The following is a 19782-nucleotide window of genomic DNA, read 5'->3' on the forward strand; positions in this document are numbered from 1 at the left end:
ATAAAGACTATGGTTGAAGCATTGGAACGACTCAAGCATTCATTGCCCAAGGCAGGGCAAATTCTGTTCGCCTTCGCAAGGCATCTCATCCGTCGTGTTCTTCATGACCGCCTGACAGTGACTGCCGGTTACATGGCATATGTCACTTTGCTGTCGCTGGTACCACTGATCACTGTGGTATTGTCAGCGCTATCTTTGATCCCGGGGTTTGCTGAAGCGGGTGATCAGATTCGCACTTTTGTTCTACATAACTTTGTGCCTGCCTCCGGTGACGCTCTTGAGCAATACCTTAATGAGTTTGTCGCAAACGCAGGTAAGATGACCGCTGTCGGTGTGGCCTTTCTGTTTGTGGTGGCATTGATGTTGATCTCTGCTATCGATAAGAGTCTGAACTACATTTGGCGAATAAAACATAAGCGCGCGCCTGTGGTGTCTTTTTCTATCTACTGGATGGTGCTGACACTTGGCCCTGTGCTGGTGGGTAGTAGCCTGGGTGTCAGCTCCTACCTTGGTTCGCTGAACTTGCTGGACCTGGACGGGGCAGATGTATGGGCGCCGACTTTGTTGAAATGGTTGCCTTTCTTCTTTACCGCATTGGCCTTCCTTGGGCTTTATACCTTGGTGCCCAATTGCAGAGTGCGTCTCGTGCATGCCTTTGCCGGGGCGATATCGGCAGCTATGCTGTTTGAATTCAGCAAGAAAGGCTTTGCCTTCTATGCCACAAACTTCCCTTCCTATGAGCTGATATATGGCGCGTTGGCTGTGGTACCTTTGCTGTTTGTTTGGGTCTATCTCAGCTGGTGTATTGTGTTGATTGGCGCAGAAATTACCGCATCGCTCGGCGAGCGAGAAATGTGGAGTATTTCACTTGAAACGGAACCAGGACAACTTACTGACAATTAAGATGATAAGAAAGGAGCTGTTATGATTGCGCTTATCCAGCGAGTCAGCGAAGCCAGTGTCGTGGTTGACGGCGAGACCGTCGGTGCGATTGGCAAAGGGCTGTTGGTGCTGCTGGGTGTTGAAAAAGGCGATGATGAGAAGAAAGCGCATCGCCTGCATGAGAAGGTGTTGGGCTATCGCGTTTTCGAAGATGAAAACGGCAAGATGAACCTTAACGTGCAGCAGGCAGGTGGTGATGTGCTGGTGGTTTCCCAGTTCACACTGGCAGCCGAAACCAACAAAGGGATGCGTCCCAGCTTTAATGGTGCGCCTCCGGCGGAAGCCGATCGTCTTTATCAGTTATTTTCGCAATATTGCCGCGAAAGTGGTGTCAAAACAGAAAATGGTGTGTTTGCAGCAGACATGAAAGTCAGCCTGGTGAATGATGGGCCAGTGACTTTCTGGCTGCAGGTTTAACAACCCAATTGGGCTCACGAGGAGAGAAACAGGATGTTTCGGTTAATCACCCCTACCAAGGATGATGAACTTAAGGCGTATTTTCATTTTCGCTGGAAGATGCTTCGTGAACCCTGGCGTCTGCCGGAAGGCTCTGAGCGCGACGCCTATGATGTTGGCTCACACCACCGCGTGATTGTTGATGCCAAAGGCGAGCCTATTGCTATCGGCCGCCTTTATCTTACGCCGGATAACGATGGCCAAATACGCTACATGGCCGTGGCTCCCCAATACCGTCAGCGGGGCTTAGGTGCACTTATTCTCATGACGCTGGAATCGCTAGCTCGTCAGGAGGGCGCGAAGCGGTTGGTCTGTAATGCCCGAGAGGACGCCATTGGCTTCTACAGTCAAAACGGCTTTGTGAACCAAGGGGAGCTGAGCGAAGAGCGTGGCCCTGTGCGTCACCAGCAGATGCTGAAAACGCTGGATATGATGTCTGACGTGGTGCGCCGCCCTGAGTGGTGTCATGAGCTCCAGCAGCGCTGGCAGCAGCAAATTCCGATCAGCGATAAAATGGGTATCCGTATCAGCCAATTTACTGGCTACCGCTTTGAAATTTGCGCGCTGTTAAACGCCAACCTCAATCCCCATGACTCTATGTTTGCAGGCAGTGTTTTCAGTATGGCGACGCTGGCTGGCTGGGGCATGGTGTGGTTGTTGATGAAAGAGCGTCAGCTCTCTGCGAGTATCGTACTGGCAGACAGTCACATTCGTTACCGACAGCCAATTCTGGAGCGACCGCGCGCTGTCGTGTCTCTTGATGGGCTAAGTGGTGACCTTGATCGTCTCGAAAATGGTCGTAAAGCCAGAGTGAAACTAGAAGTGACTTTCTACAGCGGGGATGATGTAGCAGGGACGTTCTCAGGCACTTATATGCTGGTACCCGAACAGGATCAGGCCGCAGATACCATTGAGAGCCAGACTTTGCTGTTTGGCTGAGCCGAAGGGGCAACAGACCCTAAGCTGTTCTTATTGGTTTGTGTGGGAGAGGTTGCCCTCACCTGAGACTAAATCCCATTGACCGGATAGCGTGGAAAGTGTTCCTCCCTGCTCCAGGCTGGTCGGTGCCAGTCCTATCCGGCCACGATCTGCGGCGATAACCACCTCACCCACATTGACAGGAAAATCAACGTGCTCAGCACCCTCGAGTTTCTTCGAAAACAGCATCATCAGTGACTGCCCGAAAGATTCTCCGTCGTTAACTTGCATCACGGTGCGGTGCGGCGTGGCTTTAAGGTCGCCGGTCAGACTGTAAGCCAAGCTATCTGTGTCGCCCCCCAGTGCGGAAATACGCACAGTGAGATCGTGTTCGCCTTCAAGCGGCAGGTTTAAACCTAGCCACCGTGAATACAAAGACGTCGGCAGGCTGAGGCCTGTACCCTCAAAGTGCCACTGACGGCTAGGACTACTGAAGTCGACACTGGCCTTGGCTGCCAGCTGACCTTGCTGGAAGGTCAGGCTGAGTGGATCAAGTTGCCATAAGCCGTCCTCGACGCTCATCGCTGCATAAGGTGAGGAAACCGGAATACGATTGATGCTGGCTGCTTTTGCGCTGCAAGTCAGTTGTCCTCGCCACATGCCATTATGGCTTGCCTGCCTCAACAGCAAGTCTTTGCCCTTCAGATTCAATCCAATCACTTGCAACGGGAATTCAGGATTCGGTACAGTGACATTGGTGTGTCTGATGGACAGACTGCCAACGCGGATATTGTCGAAACGTTCCCACTGCGCGGATAGCGTCTTAGAAAGTCCGCTTTCCAGCTCCAGACTCAGACCATTAAGTACCAGTGACCGCAATGATAACGAGGCAGGCGTCATATCCCCGGCAAACGAAATGTAGCCCTCGCCATCAATCTTGGAAGAAAAGGCGCCAACCTCAATGCGCGATGGGGAGAGCGACATTTCTGCAAGGACATCAGTCAGTAGCCATTTGTCGAAGTTGATCAGATTGGCATTGAAAGAGAGCAGTGATGACGCATCGTTGGCTGCCCATGCAAGTTCGCCGTTGAGTAGGTTAACCGACTGTGCTGAAAGATTGAGGTGTTCCAGTGTGAAATCATCCACCGACGCACTGACATCCAGCAGATCGAGGCGTTTGATGGCAATGTCGTAGTCTTCACTTAACGAGCCCCACATCGCTGTGAGATTGGAGAGGTTACGCGAAGGTTCAATTCGGGCATCACTCAGCGTGAGTTGGTGGAGCATTACTTTCCGGTCTTCAACTGTCGCGCTGCCTGTAATATTGCCAAACTCACTGTTAAACGACAGCCCCCAAATTTCCCACGTTCCATCGATCACTTCACTGTCGAGCAGAAGGTTGGAAAGCGTCTGGCCATCGATCGAGAGCGAAGGTGCAGACAACTGGAACTGGCCCTGCCAGCTTCCCCATTTATCGTGCGTGTTGCGCCAGTTGGAGACCTGAATATCGGCATGATCGAAAGCAAACGTGTTACTTTGGTAGGCGACATCATCCAGTGCTAGGTGTTTGATTAAAAGCGAAGCCGGTAAAGCTGCTTTGTCGGCCAGATTGATTTTGGCTCTACGAACCACCGCGCTTTGCAAGGAAAGTGAACCATCAAGTGAATCCCACAGTGACAGTGCTACTGAAACGTACCCTGCTTGATAAATTGTGTTCTCGGTTTCCAACTCAATCAGTTCAGGCTCATTCAATGAGAGAGAAAGAGGAGCTAGGAAGTTGTAGTCCAGAGAGTTTGCGCGCAGGGAATAGGGAGTAAGCGTGCTGACAGCTTTCTGCACCAAAGGCAGGCCGTAATTAGTGTTGAGCACGATGAGAAGCGCACCCAATACGACAAAAGTAATGATGACAAGCGAGGCAAACAGCTTGGCAAGGACACGCATTTGGCGATCTACTCTCTTCAGTTATCCGACGCGTAAGGTGCAGCGTGTTACGCTGCGATTCTTTTGAGGTTGGCGTAAAAATTGACGTTATTCAAGCAGTAATCCGTTTCAACACCAAGGCAGTGAAGGAATTTAGAGATTGTGCTGCAAACCACAAAACAAAAAGCCCCCGAAGTTGGGGGGGGCTTTGAATCTTGGTACTTGTTGTTTAGCTGAGCTGAGGCCCTGCTTTGACCATTGCCTCGCCTTCTGGCGTGTCAGTGTATTTCGCAAAGTTATCGATAAAGCGTTTTGCCAGATCCTGTGCTTTGCTTTCCCATTGCAGAGGGTCAACGTAAGTATCACGTGGATCCAGAATGTCAGGGTTAACATCGTGCAGTTTCACAGGCACTTCGAGATTGAAGATTGGCACCACTTTGGTTTCTGCTTTTTCAATCGAGCCGTCAAGGATCGCGTCGATGATCGCACGGGTATCTTTAATTGAAATACGCTTACCAGAACCGTTCCAGCCAGTATTGACCAGATAGGCTTCTGCACCTGCTGCTTCCATACGCTTCACCAGCACTTCCGCGTACTTGGTTGGATGCAGCGTCAGAAACGCATTACCGAAACAAGCAGAGAAAGTTGGGGTTGGCTCAGTGATACCTCGCTCAGTGCCAGCCAGCTTGGCAGTGAAGCCAGACAGGAAGTGGTATTTGGTTTGCTCCGGTGTCAACTTGGATACCGGAGGAAGTACACCGAACGCATCCGCAGAAAGGAAGATTACTTTGTTAGCATGACCGCCTTTCGATATCGGCTTCACAATGTTTTCAATGTGGTAAAGCGGGTAAGAAACACGGGTATTCTCTGTTTTAGAACCATCGTCGAAATCAATGGAGCCGTCGTTGCGAACGGTGACATTTTCCAGCAGTGCATCGCGGCGAATCGCGTTGTAAATATCTGGCTCGGCCTCTTTAGACAGCTTGATGGTTTTCGCGTAACAGCCGCCTTCAAAGTTGAAAACGCCGTTATCATCCCATCCATGCTCATCATCGCCGATCAGTGCGCGTTTCGGATCGGTAGACAGTGTGGTTTTGCCTGTACCTGACAGACCAAAGAAAACCGCCACTTCACCATCTTTGTTCATGTTGGCAGAACAGTGCATGGACGCAATGTCTTGGAGCGGCAGGAAGTAGTTCATCATGGCGAACATTCCTTTCTTCATCTCACCGCCGTACCAGGTACCGCCGATGAGCTGCATGCGCTCAGTCAGGTTAAAGACAGTGAAGTTTTCGGAGTTCAGACCATGCTCCTGCCACTTCTCGTTGACGCACTTCGCGCCGTTCATGACCACGAAATCAGGTCCAAAGTTTTCCAGCTCTTCTTCTGTTGGGCGGATAAACATATTTTTCACAAAGTGTGCCTGCCAGGCCACTTCGGTGATCACGCGGATGCTCAGTCGGGTATCAGGGTTAGCGCCACAGTAACCATCAATCACAAACACGCGTTTGCCTGACAGTTGGCGGGTAACGAGGGCTTTGAGGTCTTCCCAGACGTGTTGGTCGATCGGTTTATTATCGTTGGTCCCTTGATCTGACCACCACATGGTGTCTTGGGTAGTATTGTCGCGCACAATGTATTTGTCTTTGGGAGAACGACCGGTAAAAATCCCGGTGTCAACAGCCACTGCGCCCAGCTCAGTCACAGTGCCTCTCTCAAATCCTTCCAGCTCCGGCTTGGTTTCCTCGACGAAAAGTTGTTCGTATGTAGGGTTACGAACAATCTCTTTAACATCGTATAAGCCGTGTTTTGACAAATCGATATTATTTGCAACCTTTTTTTCGACGTTCATGACAGTCATAGGTGCTCCTTGGGTAAGATGTAGTGTAACTGTCGTCCATGCTAGCAACCTGAATTAGCCAATTCAGAGAGTTAACTCAAAAAATAACTACAAACAAATTAAGAGTTTGTAATGGTCTTAACCAGTCTGCACCTATAATATTACCGTCATGTTGCGCGCATGTGCCATACGGAAGTGGTTATTATTTGTACAAAATTAAGCAATTAGAATGCGGCGTATTTTTTTTGGAAAAGAGAAGTGATAGGTGAAAAAACCGGCGAAAAAGCCGGTTTTCGTGGGGTTTTTGACCATTAATTTTTTGAGAAAATTATTAATGCACGGTTTCTGAAGAGGGACCGTTTTGGTTGAAAATTGCTGAAATATCAACGGAATCAAATTCGTAGTCAGCGCCACAGTAGTCGCAGTGAAGTTTGATATTTCCGGTCTCAGCGACCATTTTTTCAACTTCCTGACGTTCAATTGCAGCAATGGCTGAAGCGCTGCGCTCGCGCGAGCATGAACACTTGAATGTCACAATTTTCGGTTTGTAGACTTTCACATTTTCCTGATGGTAAAGACGGTATAACACTTCTTCTGCTTCTAGATTGAAAAGTTCTTCGTCTTTGACCGTTTCAGTCAACTTCGCTAGATGATCGAAATCGCCTTCATTGCCGATGCCGTCTGGCAAGACTTGCAGCAGCATACCAGCTGCTTTCGATTTGCCTTCTATTTCACCAGTACGCAGCCACAGACGTGTCTTTAATTGCTCTGAACGTGCGAAGTAATCTTCCAGACATTCCTGTAGCGTGTCGCCTTCCAGACCAACAATACCCTGGTAACGCTCGCCTTGCTCCGGTTCGATGGTGATCACGATGTGGCCTTTGCCCATCAGATCTGGCAGCGTTGCGGTTTCCGGCAGTTCACCGTTCCAGCGCGCAGTGCCGCGCAGTACTTGATTATGGTTGCCGTTGATAACAATGAGAGATACCGGTCCATCACCCTGGATTTGTACCGTGATACTGCCTTCAAACTTCAGTGTTGCTGTCAGCAGGCTGGTTGCGACCATCAACTCGCCAAGCAGATCTTTGACTGGAGCCGGATAGCTTTTGCTGCCCGTCAGCTGTTGGAATGAATCAGAAAGTTGAACCAGTTCGCCGCGTACAGAGACGCCATCGAACAAGTAACGGTGCAGACTGTCTTGTGCCATGGGATAACTTCTCCGGCGTTAATCGTTACTGTGTCTAAATTTGATAATATCGCGTCGCTGCTTTTTGTCAGGACGACGATCTGGACTTGGATTGTGTGCATTCATCTGACGTTCAAGGCTTCGTTGTTCTCTACGCGACAGACTTTCATCAGTTTCTCGGTAAAGGGCTTGAGCTTCGGGTGCACCACGGCGACGTTCGCTCAGTTGTTCAACGATGATGATTTTCTCATCAAAACCCTGTCTCAGTTTGATCTCGGCACCAATTTCTACCAGTTTGCTCGGCTTTGAGCGCTGACCGTTGTAGTGAACCTTGCCACCATCGATCATATTTCTCGCTATGGTACGGGTTTTATAAAAACGCGCCGCCCAAAGCCATTTATCCAGCCGCACCTGCAAATCTTGGTCAAAATCGTTGTGTTTCGAGCCCACTAGACACTCCTTTACGTTCGGGGGGCTAAACTTATCACGTTTGCTGAATACGATCAGCATCACAATTAGAGCTCTTATATGGTGTTCATTCGTCTAACTTTCAAGCCGCAATGGAATCATTCAGACAAAAAAGGGCTCTCACTTATCGGCAATGGAAAAGAAAACAGGTAAATTGAACAGTCGATTTCATATTCTTATATTAAGGTGCCGTCAGGTACCAAATGCGGCAATTGACTGAATGGCAATGAAATGCCGATGTTTGTAACAGGAAAAGCATGTCTGCGAATTTTGGGATAAAGCGCTCGCTCGTTTGGGCTCAACCGCAACTTGGAAAGGCGTTTCCCGCTTCTCTTGCGAAGTGGGTGACGCGTTTACTGGTGTTGATACTGGCTTGGACGCTGGGAAGATTGGTGTGGGTTTGGGTACCAAACGCTGCACCGGAAGATGTTTCTGATACACCGGCTGCGGTGGCAAGTGTCAGTGCACAGGGACCCGCCTATCAGCTTGACCAATTGGTCAACCGTCACTTCTTTGGCCGATATAGCGCCAAAGCCGCTCCCGTCGAGAAAAAACCTGAACCTGTCGTCGAGGCTCCTCGTACCCGCCTGAATCTGACCTTGGTGGGCTTGGTCGCTAGTTCTGAACCTGATCGCGGTTTAGCTGTGATAGCCAACCGTGGCTCGCAAAAAACCTACGGCATTGGTGAAGCGATAGAGGGGACGCGGGTTATTCTTCGTCAGGTGCAAACCGATCGCGTTATTTTGCGAAACAATGGGCGTGATGAAGCGCTGATGCTAGCGGGGGTCGATTACAACCAGTCCAGCTCTTCCCCAGCGCCAACTCGAGCGCAAAGCAAACCGAATATTCCAAAGAACACGGGTGAAGCTGACCTGAGCAATGTGAAAGCAGAAATCATGAATAATCCGCAAGCATTGCTGAAATACATCACACTGTCTCAAGAGAGAAACGAAGAAGGGCTGGTGGGTTATCGCCTTGGGCCAGGTGGAGACAGCCGACTGTTCGAACAGGCGGGTCTTCAATCCGGTGATATCGCTGTGGGTATCAATGGTGCTGACTTGACCAACCCAGCAGAAATGAACCGTATCTGGCAAAGCTTGTCTGATGCCTCTGAAATCAGCCTTACCGTCCAGCGTGACGGTCAATTGCACGAAATTTATATCGGTCTGTAACTGGACTGGAAACGGAGAACGAAGTGAATACGTGGAAAAAACGTAAAACATCCTGGTTAGTTGCAGGTGTGCTTGCCATGCAAAGCATGGGAGCTTGGGCTGCCGAATTCAGTGCCAGTTTCAAGGGAACAGATATCCAGGAATTTATCGAGATTGTTGGACGCAACCTCGAAAAGACCATCATTGTTGACCCAGCGGTGCGCGGCAAAGTGAACGTGCGCAGCTACGACGTGTTGAATGAAGATCAGTACTACCAGTTTTTCCTCAACGTGCTGTCGGTCTACGGCTTTGCAGTGGTGGAAATGGAAAACGGCGTGCTGAAAGTGGTGCGTGACAAAGATGCCAAGCAATCGGCAATTCCGGTCGTGGGCGACAATGACAATATTCAGGGCGACGCCGTTGTCACCCGAGTAGTCTCAGTGAAAAACGTCTCTGTGCGTGAGTTGTCTCCTTTGCTTCGTCAGCTGATTGATAACGCTGGTGCAGGTAACGTGGTTCACTATGACCCAGCAAATGTCATCATGATCACAGGCCGAGCGGCGGTGGTAAACCGCCTGGCAGACATCATTGAACGTGTCGATCAGGCCGGTAACAAAGAAGTGGAAGTGGTTAACCTTAAGCATGCTTCGGCATCAGAAATGGTGCGCATCGTGGAAAGCCTGAACAAACAAGGTGACGGCAAAAGCACCCCAGAACTTCTTCAACCAAGTTTTGTCGCGGATGAGCGCACCAACTCCGTGCTGATCTCTGGCGAGCCACAGGTGCGTGACCGTATTCGCCGCCTTATCAGCCAACTTGACCGCGAAATGGCAACCGTTGGCAACAACCGTGTGATTTACCTTCGTTATGCCAAAGCTGAAGAAGTGGTCGATGTACTTCAGGGCGTATCAGAAAACCTGATTGCAGAGAAGCAAGGTGGCCAGAAAAGCGCTACCGGTGTCGGCGGGGACGTGAAGATCTCGGCGCACAAAGGCACAAACTCATTGGTCATTACTGCGCCGCCAGACATTATGCGTGCGCTGGAAGGCGTGATTTCACAGCTGGATATTCGCCGTGCCCAGGTACTGATTGAGGCGATGATCGTCGAGATGTCAGAAAGCGATGGCGCAAACCTCGGTGTTCAGTGGGGCTCACTGGACGGTGGTGGTATCCAGTTTGGTAACACCGGCGTACCCATCACTAACTACCTGGCTGCGCAGGAAGAAGCGAAAGACACCACAACCACAGAATCGCGCTTTGACAACAATAACAACCTGGTTCAGGTGCCAATTACTGAGTCTGGCGACCCAACCGCGATTGCAGAAGTGCTGGGCGGTGTGAGTGGTCTTGCAGCCGGTGTAGTCTTTGGTGACTGGACCGCTCTGGTCACTGCCGTGTCGACCAACAGTGATTCCAATATTCTCTCCTCGCCAAGCCTGATGGTATTGGATAACGAAGAAGCCTCGTTCATTGTGGGTGAGGAAGTGCCGGTTGTAACGGGCTCTGCAACGGGTTCCAACAACGACAATCCATTCCAGACCGTTGAGCGTAAAGACGTGGGCGTGAAGCTGAAGATCACCCCGCAAATCAACGAAGGTGATTCCGTACAGCTCAACATCGAACAGGAAATCTCGAACGTCTTAGGTGCCAGTGGCGCCGTCGATATTCGCTTTGGTAAGCGTCAAATCAACACCTCAGTGCTGGCTGCGGACCAGCAGATGATTGTGTTGAGTGGCCTGATTGATGAGCAAACCAACGAGAGTGAACAGAAGGTTCCATTGCTGGGTGATATTCCTATCCTCGGTCACTTGTTCAAATCTACCTCGTCAGGCAAAACCAAGCGAAACCTGATGCTGTTTATCAAACCGACGATCATCCGTACCGGTTTGACCGCCGATGGCATCACACAGCGCAAATACAACTACATCCGCGCCGAGCAGATCTACCGAGCGCAGGAAGAAGTGAAGTTGATGCCGGGCGTAACAACGCCAGTATTGCCGGAATTTGGCGCTGATTTGACCATGCCTGCAGAAGTGCGTGCCATTATGGCTGAGCTGAGGTAATGCCATGGAATTGCTGTCCCAGGATACGGAAGTCGAAGCAGAACTGGCTCAGGACCTTGATGTACCAATGGTAGCCACACGACTGCCATTTGGCTTTGCCAAGCGCCATGGCGTGGTGGTGGAGCGAACAGGAAACGGTTTCCTGCTGTACTACCGTGACCAGCCAAAGCCTGCGGTGCTTAATGAAGTACGCCGGGTATTGGGCCATGCTTTCACACCAATTCAGCTGCGCTCAGAAGATTTCGAACCTAAGCTGACCCAGCTTTACCAGCGTGATTCTTCCGAAGCCCAGCAATTAATGGAAGACATCGGCGCTGACAGTGACGATTTCTTTGCGCTGGCCGAAGAGCTGCCACAGAGCGAGGATTTGCTGGAATCGGAAGATGATGCACCAATCATCAAACTCATCAACGCCATGCTCGGCGAGGCAATCAAAGAAACGGCTTCTGATATCCACATCGAAACTTTCGAGAAGAGCCTGTCTATCCGCTTCCGTGTGGACGGTGTGCTTCGTGAGGTATTGAGCCCTAGCCGTAAACTGGCACCGCTTTTGGTATCACGTATCAAGGTCATGGCACGACTCGATATTGCGGAGAAGCGCGTGCCACAGGATGGCCGTATTTCACTGCGTATCGGTGGACGTGCGGTGGATGTGCGTGTATCGACCATGCCTTCATCTCACGGCGAGCGCGTAGTGCTGCGTCTTCTCGATAAAAACGCTACCCAGCTTGATCTGGAAAGCTTGGGCATGACCCCGGCGGTTCACGACAACTTCCAACATCTTATCAAACGCCCGCACGGCATTTTGCTGGTGACCGGTCCGACAGGCTCGGGTAAATCGACCACGCTGTATGCAGGTCTGACCGAGCTCAACAGCGCGGAGCGAAACATTCTGACGGTCGAAGACCCTATCGAATTTGATATCAATGGTATCGGCCAGACACAGGTGAACACCAAGGTTGATATGACCTTCGCCCGCGGTCTTCGCGCCATCTTGCGTCAGGACCCGGATGTGGTGATGGTCGGTGAGATCCGTGACCTTGAAACCGCGCAAATCGCGGTGCAGGCGTCGCTGACGGGTCACCTTGTGATGTCGACCCTTCACACCAACACCGCTGTGGGTGCAGTGACCCGTCTGCGTGACATGGGCATCGAGCCTTTCCTTGTGTCTTCCTCGCTGCTTGGCGTGCTGGCACAACGACTGGTCCGTACCTTATGCCCGGATTGTAAAGAACCCTATGAAGCAGATGCCCAGAGCAAAGCTTGGTTTGAATTGCCGGATAGTGAATCACTGACCCTTTACAAAGCTAAAGGCTGTCAGAAGTGTAATCATAAAGGCTATCGCGGCCGTACCGGTATCCACGAGCTTCTGGTCGTTGATACCCAGGTTCAGGAGCTCATCCATAACGAAGCGGGTGAGCAGGCGATTGAACGTTACGTTCGTGAGTCTACGCCGAGTATCCGTGCTGATGGCCTGATGAAAGTTCGCAAGGGCCAGACCACGCTGGAAGAAGTCCTGCGTGTGACGCGGGAGGGCTAATGGCAGCGTTTGAATACAAAGCGTTAAATGCCAAAGGCCGCACCGTTAAAGGCGTTATTGAAGCAGACACGGCGCGTCAGGCGCGCCAGATGCTGCGTGAGAAGTCGTTGGTGCCGATGGAAGTGGCGCAAACGCATGAAAAAGAGCAGCAAAAGCAATCTGCTTCTGTCGGCTTCAAACGCGGGATCAGTACCAATGAACTGGCATTACTGACTCGTCAGCTTGCGACGCTCGTTCAGGCGGGTATGCCATTGGAAGAGTGTATCAAGGCCGTTGCCGAGCAATCTGAAAAGCAGCGTTTGAAGAACATGCTCACCGGTGTGCGTGCGCGTGTCGTTGAAGGCTATACACTTTCTGACAGTTTTGGTGATTACCCTCATGTGTTTGACCAACTGTTTCGCGCCATGGTTGCTGCCGGTGAGAAATCCGGTCACCTCGGCCCTGTGTTGGAACGCCTTGCCGATTACGTGGAAAACCGCCAGCAAGTGAAGAACAAACTGATTCAGGCCATGGTATACCCCATGGTACTGACTGTTGCCGCTATTGGTATTGTGGCCTTTTTGCTTGCGACCGTGGTACCTGACATTGTTGGCCAGTTCCTGCAAACTGGCGCCGAACTGCCAAACATCACCAAGGTATTGTTAGCGGCGAGTGATTTCGTGACCAACTGGGGACTGTTGGTATTGGGTGCCATCGTGGCGCTGTTTGTGCTTACACGGGCGCTGCTACGAAACGAGAGCCGACGACTCAGCTGGGACAGAAGTGTATTAAATATGCCGGTGGTTGGGCGGGTTGCCCGGGGGCTCAATACCTCGCGCTTTGCCCGCACACTGTCGATTTGTACTTCAAGTGCCATTCCTTTGCTGGATGGCATGAAGGTCGCGGCAGATGTGATGACCAACACCTGGGTAAAGAGCAAAGTATTGGAAGCGTCAGATCGTGTCCGGGAAGGGGCGAGCCTTAGGGTATCACTGGAAAAATCGAAACTTTTTCCACCCATGATGCTGCATATGATTGCCAGTGGTGAACGAAGTGGTGAGCTCGAACAGATGCTGACCCGTGCTGCGGACAACCAGGATAGAGATTTCGAGTCCCAGGTCAATATCGCGCTGGGTATTTTTGGTCCGGCGCTCATCATTGCGATGGCCGGAATCGTGTTGTTTATTGTCGTGGCAACCTTAATGCCAATTATTCAGCTCAACAATATTGTGGGCGTATAACCCCAACTCGCTGCCAAGCAGCGTTCTTTCAGGAGAGATAGAAAATGCAACGTCGTCAACAGGGCTTCACCCTGCTGGAAATTATGGTTGTTATCGTTATTTTGGGTGTACTGGCAAGTTTGGTTGTTCCAAACCTGCTGGGGAATAAAGACAAAGCCGATCAGCAAAAAGCGGTGACGGATATCAGTGCGCTGGAAGGTGCGCTGGACATGTACCGTCTCGATAACAGCGTGTACCCAACGACCGATCAAGGTCTGGACGCACTGGTGAAAAAGCCAAGCTCGTCGCCAGAGCCACGCAACTACCGTGAAGGTGGTTATATCAAGCGTCTCCCACAAGACCCTTGGGGTAATGAATACCAGTACCTGAATCCAGGAGAGCACGGCACCGTGGATATTTTTACCTTGGGTGCAGATGGTCAAGAAGGCGGTGACGGCGTGAATCAGGATATCGGCAACTGGAACATGCTGGACATTAATTAATCGTGAGAAGAGGGCGCCCGACCGGGTTTACATTGCTGGAAATACTGCTAGTGATGGTGTTATTAGCGATAAGCGCTGTGATCGTGGTGCCCAACCTTCCACAGAACAAAAATGATGATGCCAAAGAAGAAGCACAGCGTTTCTTCCAGCTTATTCAGCTTTGGACTGAACAGTCCTTGCTGACCGGGCAAACTCTTGGACTCAATGTGGACAAAGACGGCTATCAGCTGCTCCGCCTGACTCGTGAAGACTGGGTGCCGATGGAACAGGATAGAAAAGTCACGTCGGTTACTCTACCTGAAGGGTTGGAGCTTGATTTGGAAGTCAGTGGCTTTGTGGCGGAAGAAGACCGCTTATTCGATAGAGAAAGCCTGTTTGATGACGAGATGTTTGCCGATGAGGAAAGCAAACCGCCTCAGCCGCAAGTGGTGCTTATGGGGAACGGTGAGATCATTCCTTTTACCCTGACTATCGTGGCGGATGACAAGCGCCTGTGGCAGATAAAAGGCAATGACGTAGCAACATTTGAAGTAAAGAACGTGAATGAGGGTAAATAGTGATAAAGCATCGCGGCTTTACCCTGATTGAAGTCTTGGTAGCCATGGCAGTATTTGCTGTGGCGGCCATGGCGGTGCTTAATGCGACTGGTCAGCATGTAAATTCGCTAGGTGCACTGGAAGAGAAAACTTTCGCGTCCATGGTGGCGGATAATCAATTGGCGCTGTTTGTGCTGGAAGACAAACCGATTTCCTCTGCAAAAAATGGTAAGTCAGAAATGGCGGGGCGTGAGTGGTTCTGGACAGTCAAACCCATTGCGACTTCAGACAACTTGTTGCGCGCGGTCGATGTGATTGTGTGGCGTGATGAGCGGAGACAAAGCTCTCTGGTGACGGTAAGAACCTATGTACCAGCGAACTAAAAAAGTAAGGGGATTTACCCTGATTGAAGTGCTGTTAGCTTTGATGATTTTCGCCACCCTGAGTGTGGCAGCGAACCAGATTTTCCGTAATGTCATCAACAGCAATATACAGACAGAAGAAGTGGGCAATGCGCTGAAAAGCCTGCAACGGACGCTTCTGATAATGGACAGCGATTTTCGCCAGATGCTTGCTCGTCAGTACCGAAATGGTGGTGATGAAGCCAAAGAAACCTTGTTGGAATTTGGCGATGATTTATTAGACTCCGAATCCCAGGGTATCCGCTTTGTCCGCGGTGGTTGGATCAATCCTCAACAGCTTTTTCCCCGTGGGGAAGTGGTAAAAGTGGGTTACCGCACTCAGGGTGATACCTTGGAACGTATTCGCTGGATGTACCCGGATGACAGCTCAGCGACAGAACCAGCCTCTATGCCGCTGATGGAAGGGGTCACAGGTATTCACTTTGAAGTCAAGGGAAGTGACGGTTGGAAAAAAAATTGGGACACACCGCTAGAAATGCCTAAAGCGATTCGGGTGGTGATGGAGACGGAACGTTATGGTGAACTAACCCGAGTGTATTTGCTACCGGGGCAGACCATCTCCCCACCTACGGAGAATACGCCGTGATGCGCGGTCAATCGCAGCGTGGCGTTGCGCTTTTGGTGGTGTTGCTGATTATGGCACTGATGACCACGGTCGCGGTAAGCATGTCTGGCCGCATGTTTGTGAATTTCAACCGTGCGGAAAGTCAGGTTCGTTACCAGCAGGCTTACTGGTTCACGCAGTCTGTTGAGTCACTGGCGCGCTACGGTATCGAGCAAAGCTTCGATAGCGAAGACACAGTGACGCTGAGCCAACCATGGGCTGTGCGAGATCAGGTCTATCCGCTCGATGGTGGTCAAGCGACAGGTAATGTCCATGATCAGCAGGCGTGCTTTAACGTGAATGGGTTTCGCAGTGTCAAACCGACGGAAAACGGCACTAACCCGAAACTAGTTGTGTCATTACAGCAGTTGATTGAATCGCAGGGTATCGACAGCTTTGAGGCGGAAACGGCTGCCGCAGCGACCTGGGAATTTATTGATACTGATACCAATGTTCAATCTCCCCTCGGTGTGGAAGACAGTGAATACGAAGCGCGTCCACAGCCGCATGTGGCGCCAAACAATTTTATTGCGGATATTTCCGAGTGGCGCGCCATCAATGGTGTGACGCAAGAAGTGTTTGATAAAGTCAGCCCGCTGCTTTGCGCAATTCCGAGCGACAAGCTTGTGGTGAATGTGAATACGTTGACAGAGGAAGATGCTCCTATTCTGAGTGCCATCTTTCACCCGAGCCTCTCTGAGGAGCAGGCAAAAGAACTGATAAACGGAAGAAACGCCGTTGATGGCTGGCCAGATGTGGCCAGTTTTATGGCTGAGCCGTTGCTGGCCGATATTGAACAGGAAGAAAGGGAGCGCCTGCAGCCATATCTGGATGTGCGAAGCCGCTACTTTGAATTAGACACAGAAATTACCCTCGGTAGCGTAACGCTCAGACTGCGTTCTTTGCTGCAGAGGGATGACAACGGCGAGGTTAACGTTATCCGTCGTCGCTTTGGAGGAAAGAGTGAGCGAGATCCTGACAATCAGGCTTAACAGCGATCCACAGGAGTCGATCCCCTGGCTGGTCTGGTCGCCAGCCCAGCAGGAAGTGATTGCTTCTGGCGAAGCCGAAAGCTTGTCACAGCTGACAGATTATGCGGCTGACCGGGACGTGGTGGCATTGGCTGACAGTGCTGCGATGACGCTGACTACGGCGACTATCCCCGCGGGCAGTGAGCGCCAGCTCGACACGGTTTTACCTTTCCTTTTAGAAGATGATTTGGCACAGGATGTTGATCAGGTTCATATCACTCTACTGGGTAAAAGCGGTGAGCTCGCTAACGTAGCGGTCATTGAGCACAAAGTGCTGCTACGTTGGCTGGACGACTTGTCGGAGGCCAACTTGCACGTCCGTAAACTGGTGCCGGATTGCCTCTGTCTACCGCTGCATGACGATGGCTATAGTGCGGCGAACCTCAATCATCGCTGGCTATTGCGTACCGGAGAAACTGAGGGTAGTTCAGCGGAAGAAGGTTGGTTGCCTGTTTGGTTACAAAGCCTGGACAGTGCACAAGAAAAAGGCGGCATTAAAACCGTTTACAGCTATTCTGATGTGCCGGAAGACATGGGCGACAAATGGAAAGCAGAGCCTTGTGAGCTAGTGATGCTATTGCTCGCACAACAGGCAATGCAGAGCCGTTATAATCTGCTTGTCGGACGCTACAAACCACAAAACCAAATCTATAAACACCTCAAACCTTGGCGCGGCGCGGCGATCGCGGCTGCGGTATTGTTGGCAGTGTTGGGTGGCAAGGAGGTTGCAGATATTTACCAGATGGAATCACAGGCGGCGCAATATCGCGAGCAAAGTGAAGCCAAAGTGCGTGCGTTGTTGCCACAAAACCAGCGTATCCCAACCACAAGCTACATGCGTCGTATCTTAGAAGGTGAGGTGAATAGACTCTCTGGTGCAGGGACCCAGTCTGGTGTGATGGTATGGATGGCGGAATTAGGTCCGCTTCTGGAATCCGCACCTGGCATTCAGCTCGATGCAATGCGGTTCGATCAGGATAGAGGGGAGCTTCGCCTCAATGCGCGTGGAAAAGATTTTGGGGATTTCGAAAAATTGCGTAAAGCCTTGTCGAGCAGATACAACACGGAGCTGGGGCAATTAAGCCGCGACCAGCAAACCGTCACTGGCGCCTTTGTATTGCGTAAGGAACCATCATGAAAGCACTGATCGCCTATTGGCAAGGGCTATCCCGTCGCGAACAGCGCTTGCTCAGTGTGGCAAGTGCAGTATTAGTTCTGGGTATCATGTACTGGGGTGTCGTAAGTCCACTTAAAGTGCGCGCAGAGCAGGCGCAGCAGCGGCTGGTCAGTGAGCGTAATCTGTTGACTTGGGTAAACGGCAAAGCCGCTGAGATTGACGGTCTTCGCCGTGCAACCGGAAATCGCAGTCAGGTGAGTGCGTTACCACTTAATCAGTCTGTGACCACTACGGTGAAACGCTACAACCTGGAAATTGTCCGTTTGCAGCCGCAACGGGAAGAGATTCAAGTGTGGTTGAAACCGATGCCGTTCAATTCACTCATTAGCTGGCTCGATTTTCTCTCCACTAACCACGGTGTGGAAGTGAAGTTTATTGATGTTGGTAAAACCGACACCCAGGGTGTTGTTGAAGTAAAACGACTGCAGTTGGGAAGAGGGTAAAATGAAACGAGTGATCCTTTGGAGCTTGCTTTTCCTTGTGGTTCTGGTCGGGAGCGCGATTGTGCATATTCCGGCCAATTTGGTGGTTCGCCAGCTTCCGCCAACACAAGGGCTGGAGCTGAGTGGTATTTCCGGCACCTTATGGAATGGCTCCGCTGCTAAGTTCTCATGGCAGGGGCAGCCGATGGGGAGACTGAAGTGGCAGTTCAACCCCCTGAAGCTCTTTACTGGCAAAGCGGATGTCGATCTTCGCCTTTCCGGTATGCCGGGGTTATCTGCCCGCGGAAACGTGGGCTACAGCTTGGGTGGTATCTACGCGAATAACCTTTTGGTATCGGCGTCTGCCAATGTGGTGCAGTCGTTTATTCCGTATCCAATGCCTGTTAGTCTGTCCGGACAGTTTGATTTAACCGTACGCGATTACCTGTTTAACCAACAGCCTTTCTGTGAATCGCTCTCTGGCAACCTAGCCTGGTCGCAAGGCAACGTGGCTTCACCCATCGGCACGATTGATCCGGGGTTGGTGGTCGCGCAATTGTCCTGTAATGAAGGTCAGTTGGTGATGGATGGTGACAGTGCATCAGATGCGATTGAAACTGATTTTAATATTTCGCTGTCACCGGATCAACGCTATAGCCTGAATGGCTGGTTTGCGCCGGGTGACGCTTTTCCAGAAAGCATGCGTGGCCAACTTGGCTTTTTGGGCAATCCGGACAGTGAAGGCCGTTATCGCCTCAGTTTCAGCGGTTAATGCCTTCTCGGGAGAGTTAGCATGAAAAAGCACATTCCACCTGAAATCCTTCACGCTAAGGTCGTTGCCAAGTCGCGTCTGTTTCAGATTGAAGCCTTGGATTTAAAGTTCAGTAACGGTGAAGAACGCACTTATGAACGCATGAAACCAAGTGGCCGCAATGCCGTATTGGTCGTGCCGATAACTGAAAATGGCGATTTGCTGCTGGTACGTGAATACGCTGCCGGAACTGAACGTTATGAACTAGGCTTTCCAAAGGGGCTAATTGATCCTGGTGAGACCGCCTTAGAAGCGGGAAACCGAGAACTCAAAGAGGAAATCGGTTTCGGTGCCCATCAATTGTTCCCGCTGAAAGAGGTGGTGCTCGCACCGTCTTACTTTTCCAGCAAAATGACCCTGTTGTTGGCGCAGGACCTATATCCAGAGAAGCTCGAGGGCGATGAACCTGAGCCATTGGAATTGGTCCGTTGGCCTGTTGCGCAGGCAGAAGAATTGTTATCTCACGTCGATTTTGGGGAAGCGCGCAGTATTACCGCATTACTGTTGGCCTTGAGAGAGCTTTCCGGCCGTTGATCACTTCGTGACCAAAGACCATTGGACAAAGTCGTAGTGTGAGAGCCCAAGAGGAGTGT

20 protein-coding genes are annotated in these 19782 nt (G+C 51.0%); 16 read left to right on the plus strand and 4 right to left on the minus strand.

Annotation, left to right across the window (positions count from 1 at the left end):
• Positions 1-9: 9 nt before the first annotated feature.
• From GMA8713_RS09975 to GMA8713_RS09985, 3 genes are read left to right on the plus strand one after another with little or no spacing between them, the layout of a single operon-like run.
• Positions 10-903 (plus strand): virulence factor BrkB family protein, encoded by an 894-nt coding sequence (locus tag GMA8713_RS09975; RefSeq protein WP_062708721.1) that lies wholly within the window; start codon positions 10-12, stop codon positions 901-903.
• A gap of 21 nt (positions 904-924) precedes the next feature.
• Positions 925-1359, plus strand: a complete 435-nt coding sequence (gene dtd / locus GMA8713_RS09980; protein ID WP_062708724.1) for a D-aminoacyl-tRNA deacylase — start codon at positions 925-927, stop codon at positions 1357-1359.
• 33 nt (positions 1360-1392) lie between these two features.
• A complete protein-coding gene (locus GMA8713_RS09985) occupies positions 1393-2337 on the plus strand; it encodes a bifunctional GNAT family N-acetyltransferase/hotdog fold thioesterase (protein WP_062708727.1) in 945 nt (314 codons plus the stop codon).
• 30 nt (positions 2338-2367) lie between these two features.
• Here the strand turns inward: GMA8713_RS09985 and GMA8713_RS09990 are convergent, their stop codons facing one another.
• The 4 genes from GMA8713_RS09990 to hslR form a co-directional block, all read right to left on the minus strand.
• Positions 2368-4257: an AsmA family protein gene (locus GMA8713_RS09990; protein ID WP_062708730.1), complete on the minus strand. Its 1890-nt coding sequence runs from the start codon at positions 4255-4257 to the stop codon at positions 2368-2370.
• Between the two features lie 208 nt (positions 4258-4465).
• Positions 4466-6097 (minus strand): phosphoenolpyruvate carboxykinase (ATP), encoded by a 1632-nt coding sequence (pckA, locus tag GMA8713_RS09995; RefSeq protein ID WP_062708734.1) that lies wholly within the window; start codon positions 6095-6097, stop codon positions 4466-4468.
• 310 nt (positions 6098-6407) lie between these two features.
• Positions 6408-7283, minus strand: coding sequence for an Hsp33 family molecular chaperone HslO (hslO, locus tag GMA8713_RS10000; protein WP_062708737.1), 876 nt, complete (start codon positions 7281-7283; stop codon positions 6408-6410).
• Positions 7284-7301: 18 nt separating this feature from the next.
• Positions 7302-7712, minus strand: a complete 411-nt coding sequence (hslR, locus tag GMA8713_RS10005; RefSeq protein ID WP_062708740.1) for a ribosome-associated heat shock protein Hsp15 — start codon at positions 7710-7712, stop codon at positions 7302-7304.
• 275 nt (positions 7713-7987) lie between these two features.
• Between hslR and gspC the strand changes: the two genes are divergently transcribed.
• From gspC to nudE, 13 genes are all read left to right on the plus strand, one after another.
• Complete coding sequence (gene gspC, locus GMA8713_RS10010; RefSeq protein ID WP_062708743.1) at positions 7988-8902, plus strand: type II secretion system protein GspC; 915 nt, start codon at positions 7988-7990, stop codon at positions 8900-8902.
• 23 nt (positions 8903-8925) lie between these two features.
• The gene (gene gspD, locus GMA8713_RS10015; RefSeq protein WP_062708746.1) at positions 8926-10944 is read left to right on the plus strand and encodes a type II secretion system secretin GspD; all 2019 of its coding nucleotides are present in this window, start codon (positions 8926-8928) and stop codon (positions 10942-10944) included.
• Between the two features lie 67 nt (positions 10945-11011).
• The gene (gene gspE, locus GMA8713_RS10020) at positions 11012-12484 is read left to right on the plus strand and encodes a type II secretion system ATPase GspE (RefSeq protein ID WP_062708799.1); all 1473 of its coding nucleotides are present in this window, start codon (positions 11012-11014) and stop codon (positions 12482-12484) included.
• Positions 12484-13704, plus strand: coding sequence for a type II secretion system inner membrane protein GspF (gene gspF, locus GMA8713_RS10025; RefSeq protein WP_062708749.1), 1221 nt, complete (start codon positions 12484-12486; stop codon positions 13702-13704). Before gspE ends, gspF begins: the two co-directional genes overlap by 1 nt.
• A 44-nt stretch (positions 13705-13748) precedes the next feature.
• A complete protein-coding gene (gene gspG / locus GMA8713_RS10030) occupies positions 13749-14186 on the plus strand; it encodes a type II secretion system major pseudopilin GspG (RefSeq protein WP_062708753.1) in 438 nt (145 codons plus the stop codon).
• A 2-nt stretch (positions 14187-14188) separates the two neighbouring features.
• Positions 14189-14743: a type II secretion system minor pseudopilin GspH gene (gspH, locus tag GMA8713_RS10035; protein WP_084387694.1), complete on the plus strand. Its 555-nt coding sequence runs from the start codon at positions 14189-14191 to the stop codon at positions 14741-14743.
• Positions 14743-15105 carry a type II secretion system minor pseudopilin GspI gene (gspI, locus tag GMA8713_RS10040; protein WP_084387695.1) on the plus strand — a complete coding sequence of 121 codons (363 nt, stop codon included), beginning with the start codon at positions 14743-14745 and terminating at the stop codon, positions 15103-15105. Before gspH ends, gspI begins: the two co-directional genes overlap by 1 nt.
• Positions 15089-15730, plus strand: coding sequence for a type II secretion system minor pseudopilin GspJ (gene gspJ / locus GMA8713_RS10045; RefSeq protein ID WP_062708755.1), 642 nt, complete (start codon positions 15089-15091; stop codon positions 15728-15730). Before gspI ends, gspJ begins: the two co-directional genes overlap by 17 nt.
• Positions 15730-16740, plus strand: a complete 1011-nt coding sequence (gene gspK, locus GMA8713_RS10050) for a type II secretion system minor pseudopilin GspK (RefSeq protein ID WP_062708759.1) — start codon at positions 15730-15732, stop codon at positions 16738-16740. Before gspJ ends, gspK begins: the two co-directional genes overlap by 1 nt.
• A complete protein-coding gene (gene gspL / locus GMA8713_RS10055) occupies positions 16712-17917 on the plus strand; it encodes a type II secretion system protein GspL (protein WP_198159484.1) in 1206 nt (401 codons plus the stop codon). Before gspK ends, gspL begins: the two co-directional genes overlap by 29 nt.
• The gene (locus tag GMA8713_RS10060; RefSeq protein WP_062708762.1) at positions 17914-18399 is read left to right on the plus strand and encodes a type II secretion system protein M; all 486 of its coding nucleotides are present in this window, start codon (positions 17914-17916) and stop codon (positions 18397-18399) included. Before gspL ends, GMA8713_RS10060 begins: the two co-directional genes overlap by 4 nt.
• A 1-nt stretch (position 18400) precedes the next feature.
• Complete coding sequence (locus GMA8713_RS10065) at positions 18401-19150, plus strand: type II secretion system protein N (RefSeq protein WP_062708765.1); 750 nt, start codon at positions 18401-18403, stop codon at positions 19148-19150.
• A 21-nt stretch (positions 19151-19171) separates the two neighbouring features.
• A complete protein-coding gene (gene nudE, locus GMA8713_RS10070; RefSeq protein WP_062708770.1) occupies positions 19172-19723 on the plus strand; it encodes an ADP compounds hydrolase NudE in 552 nt (183 codons plus the stop codon).
• The last annotated feature ends 59 nt before the right edge of the window (positions 19724-19782 follow it).

The organism is Grimontia marina, from assembly GCF_900060185.1.
GTDB lineage: Bacteria > Pseudomonadota > Gammaproteobacteria > Enterobacterales > Vibrionaceae > Enterovibrio > Enterovibrio marinus.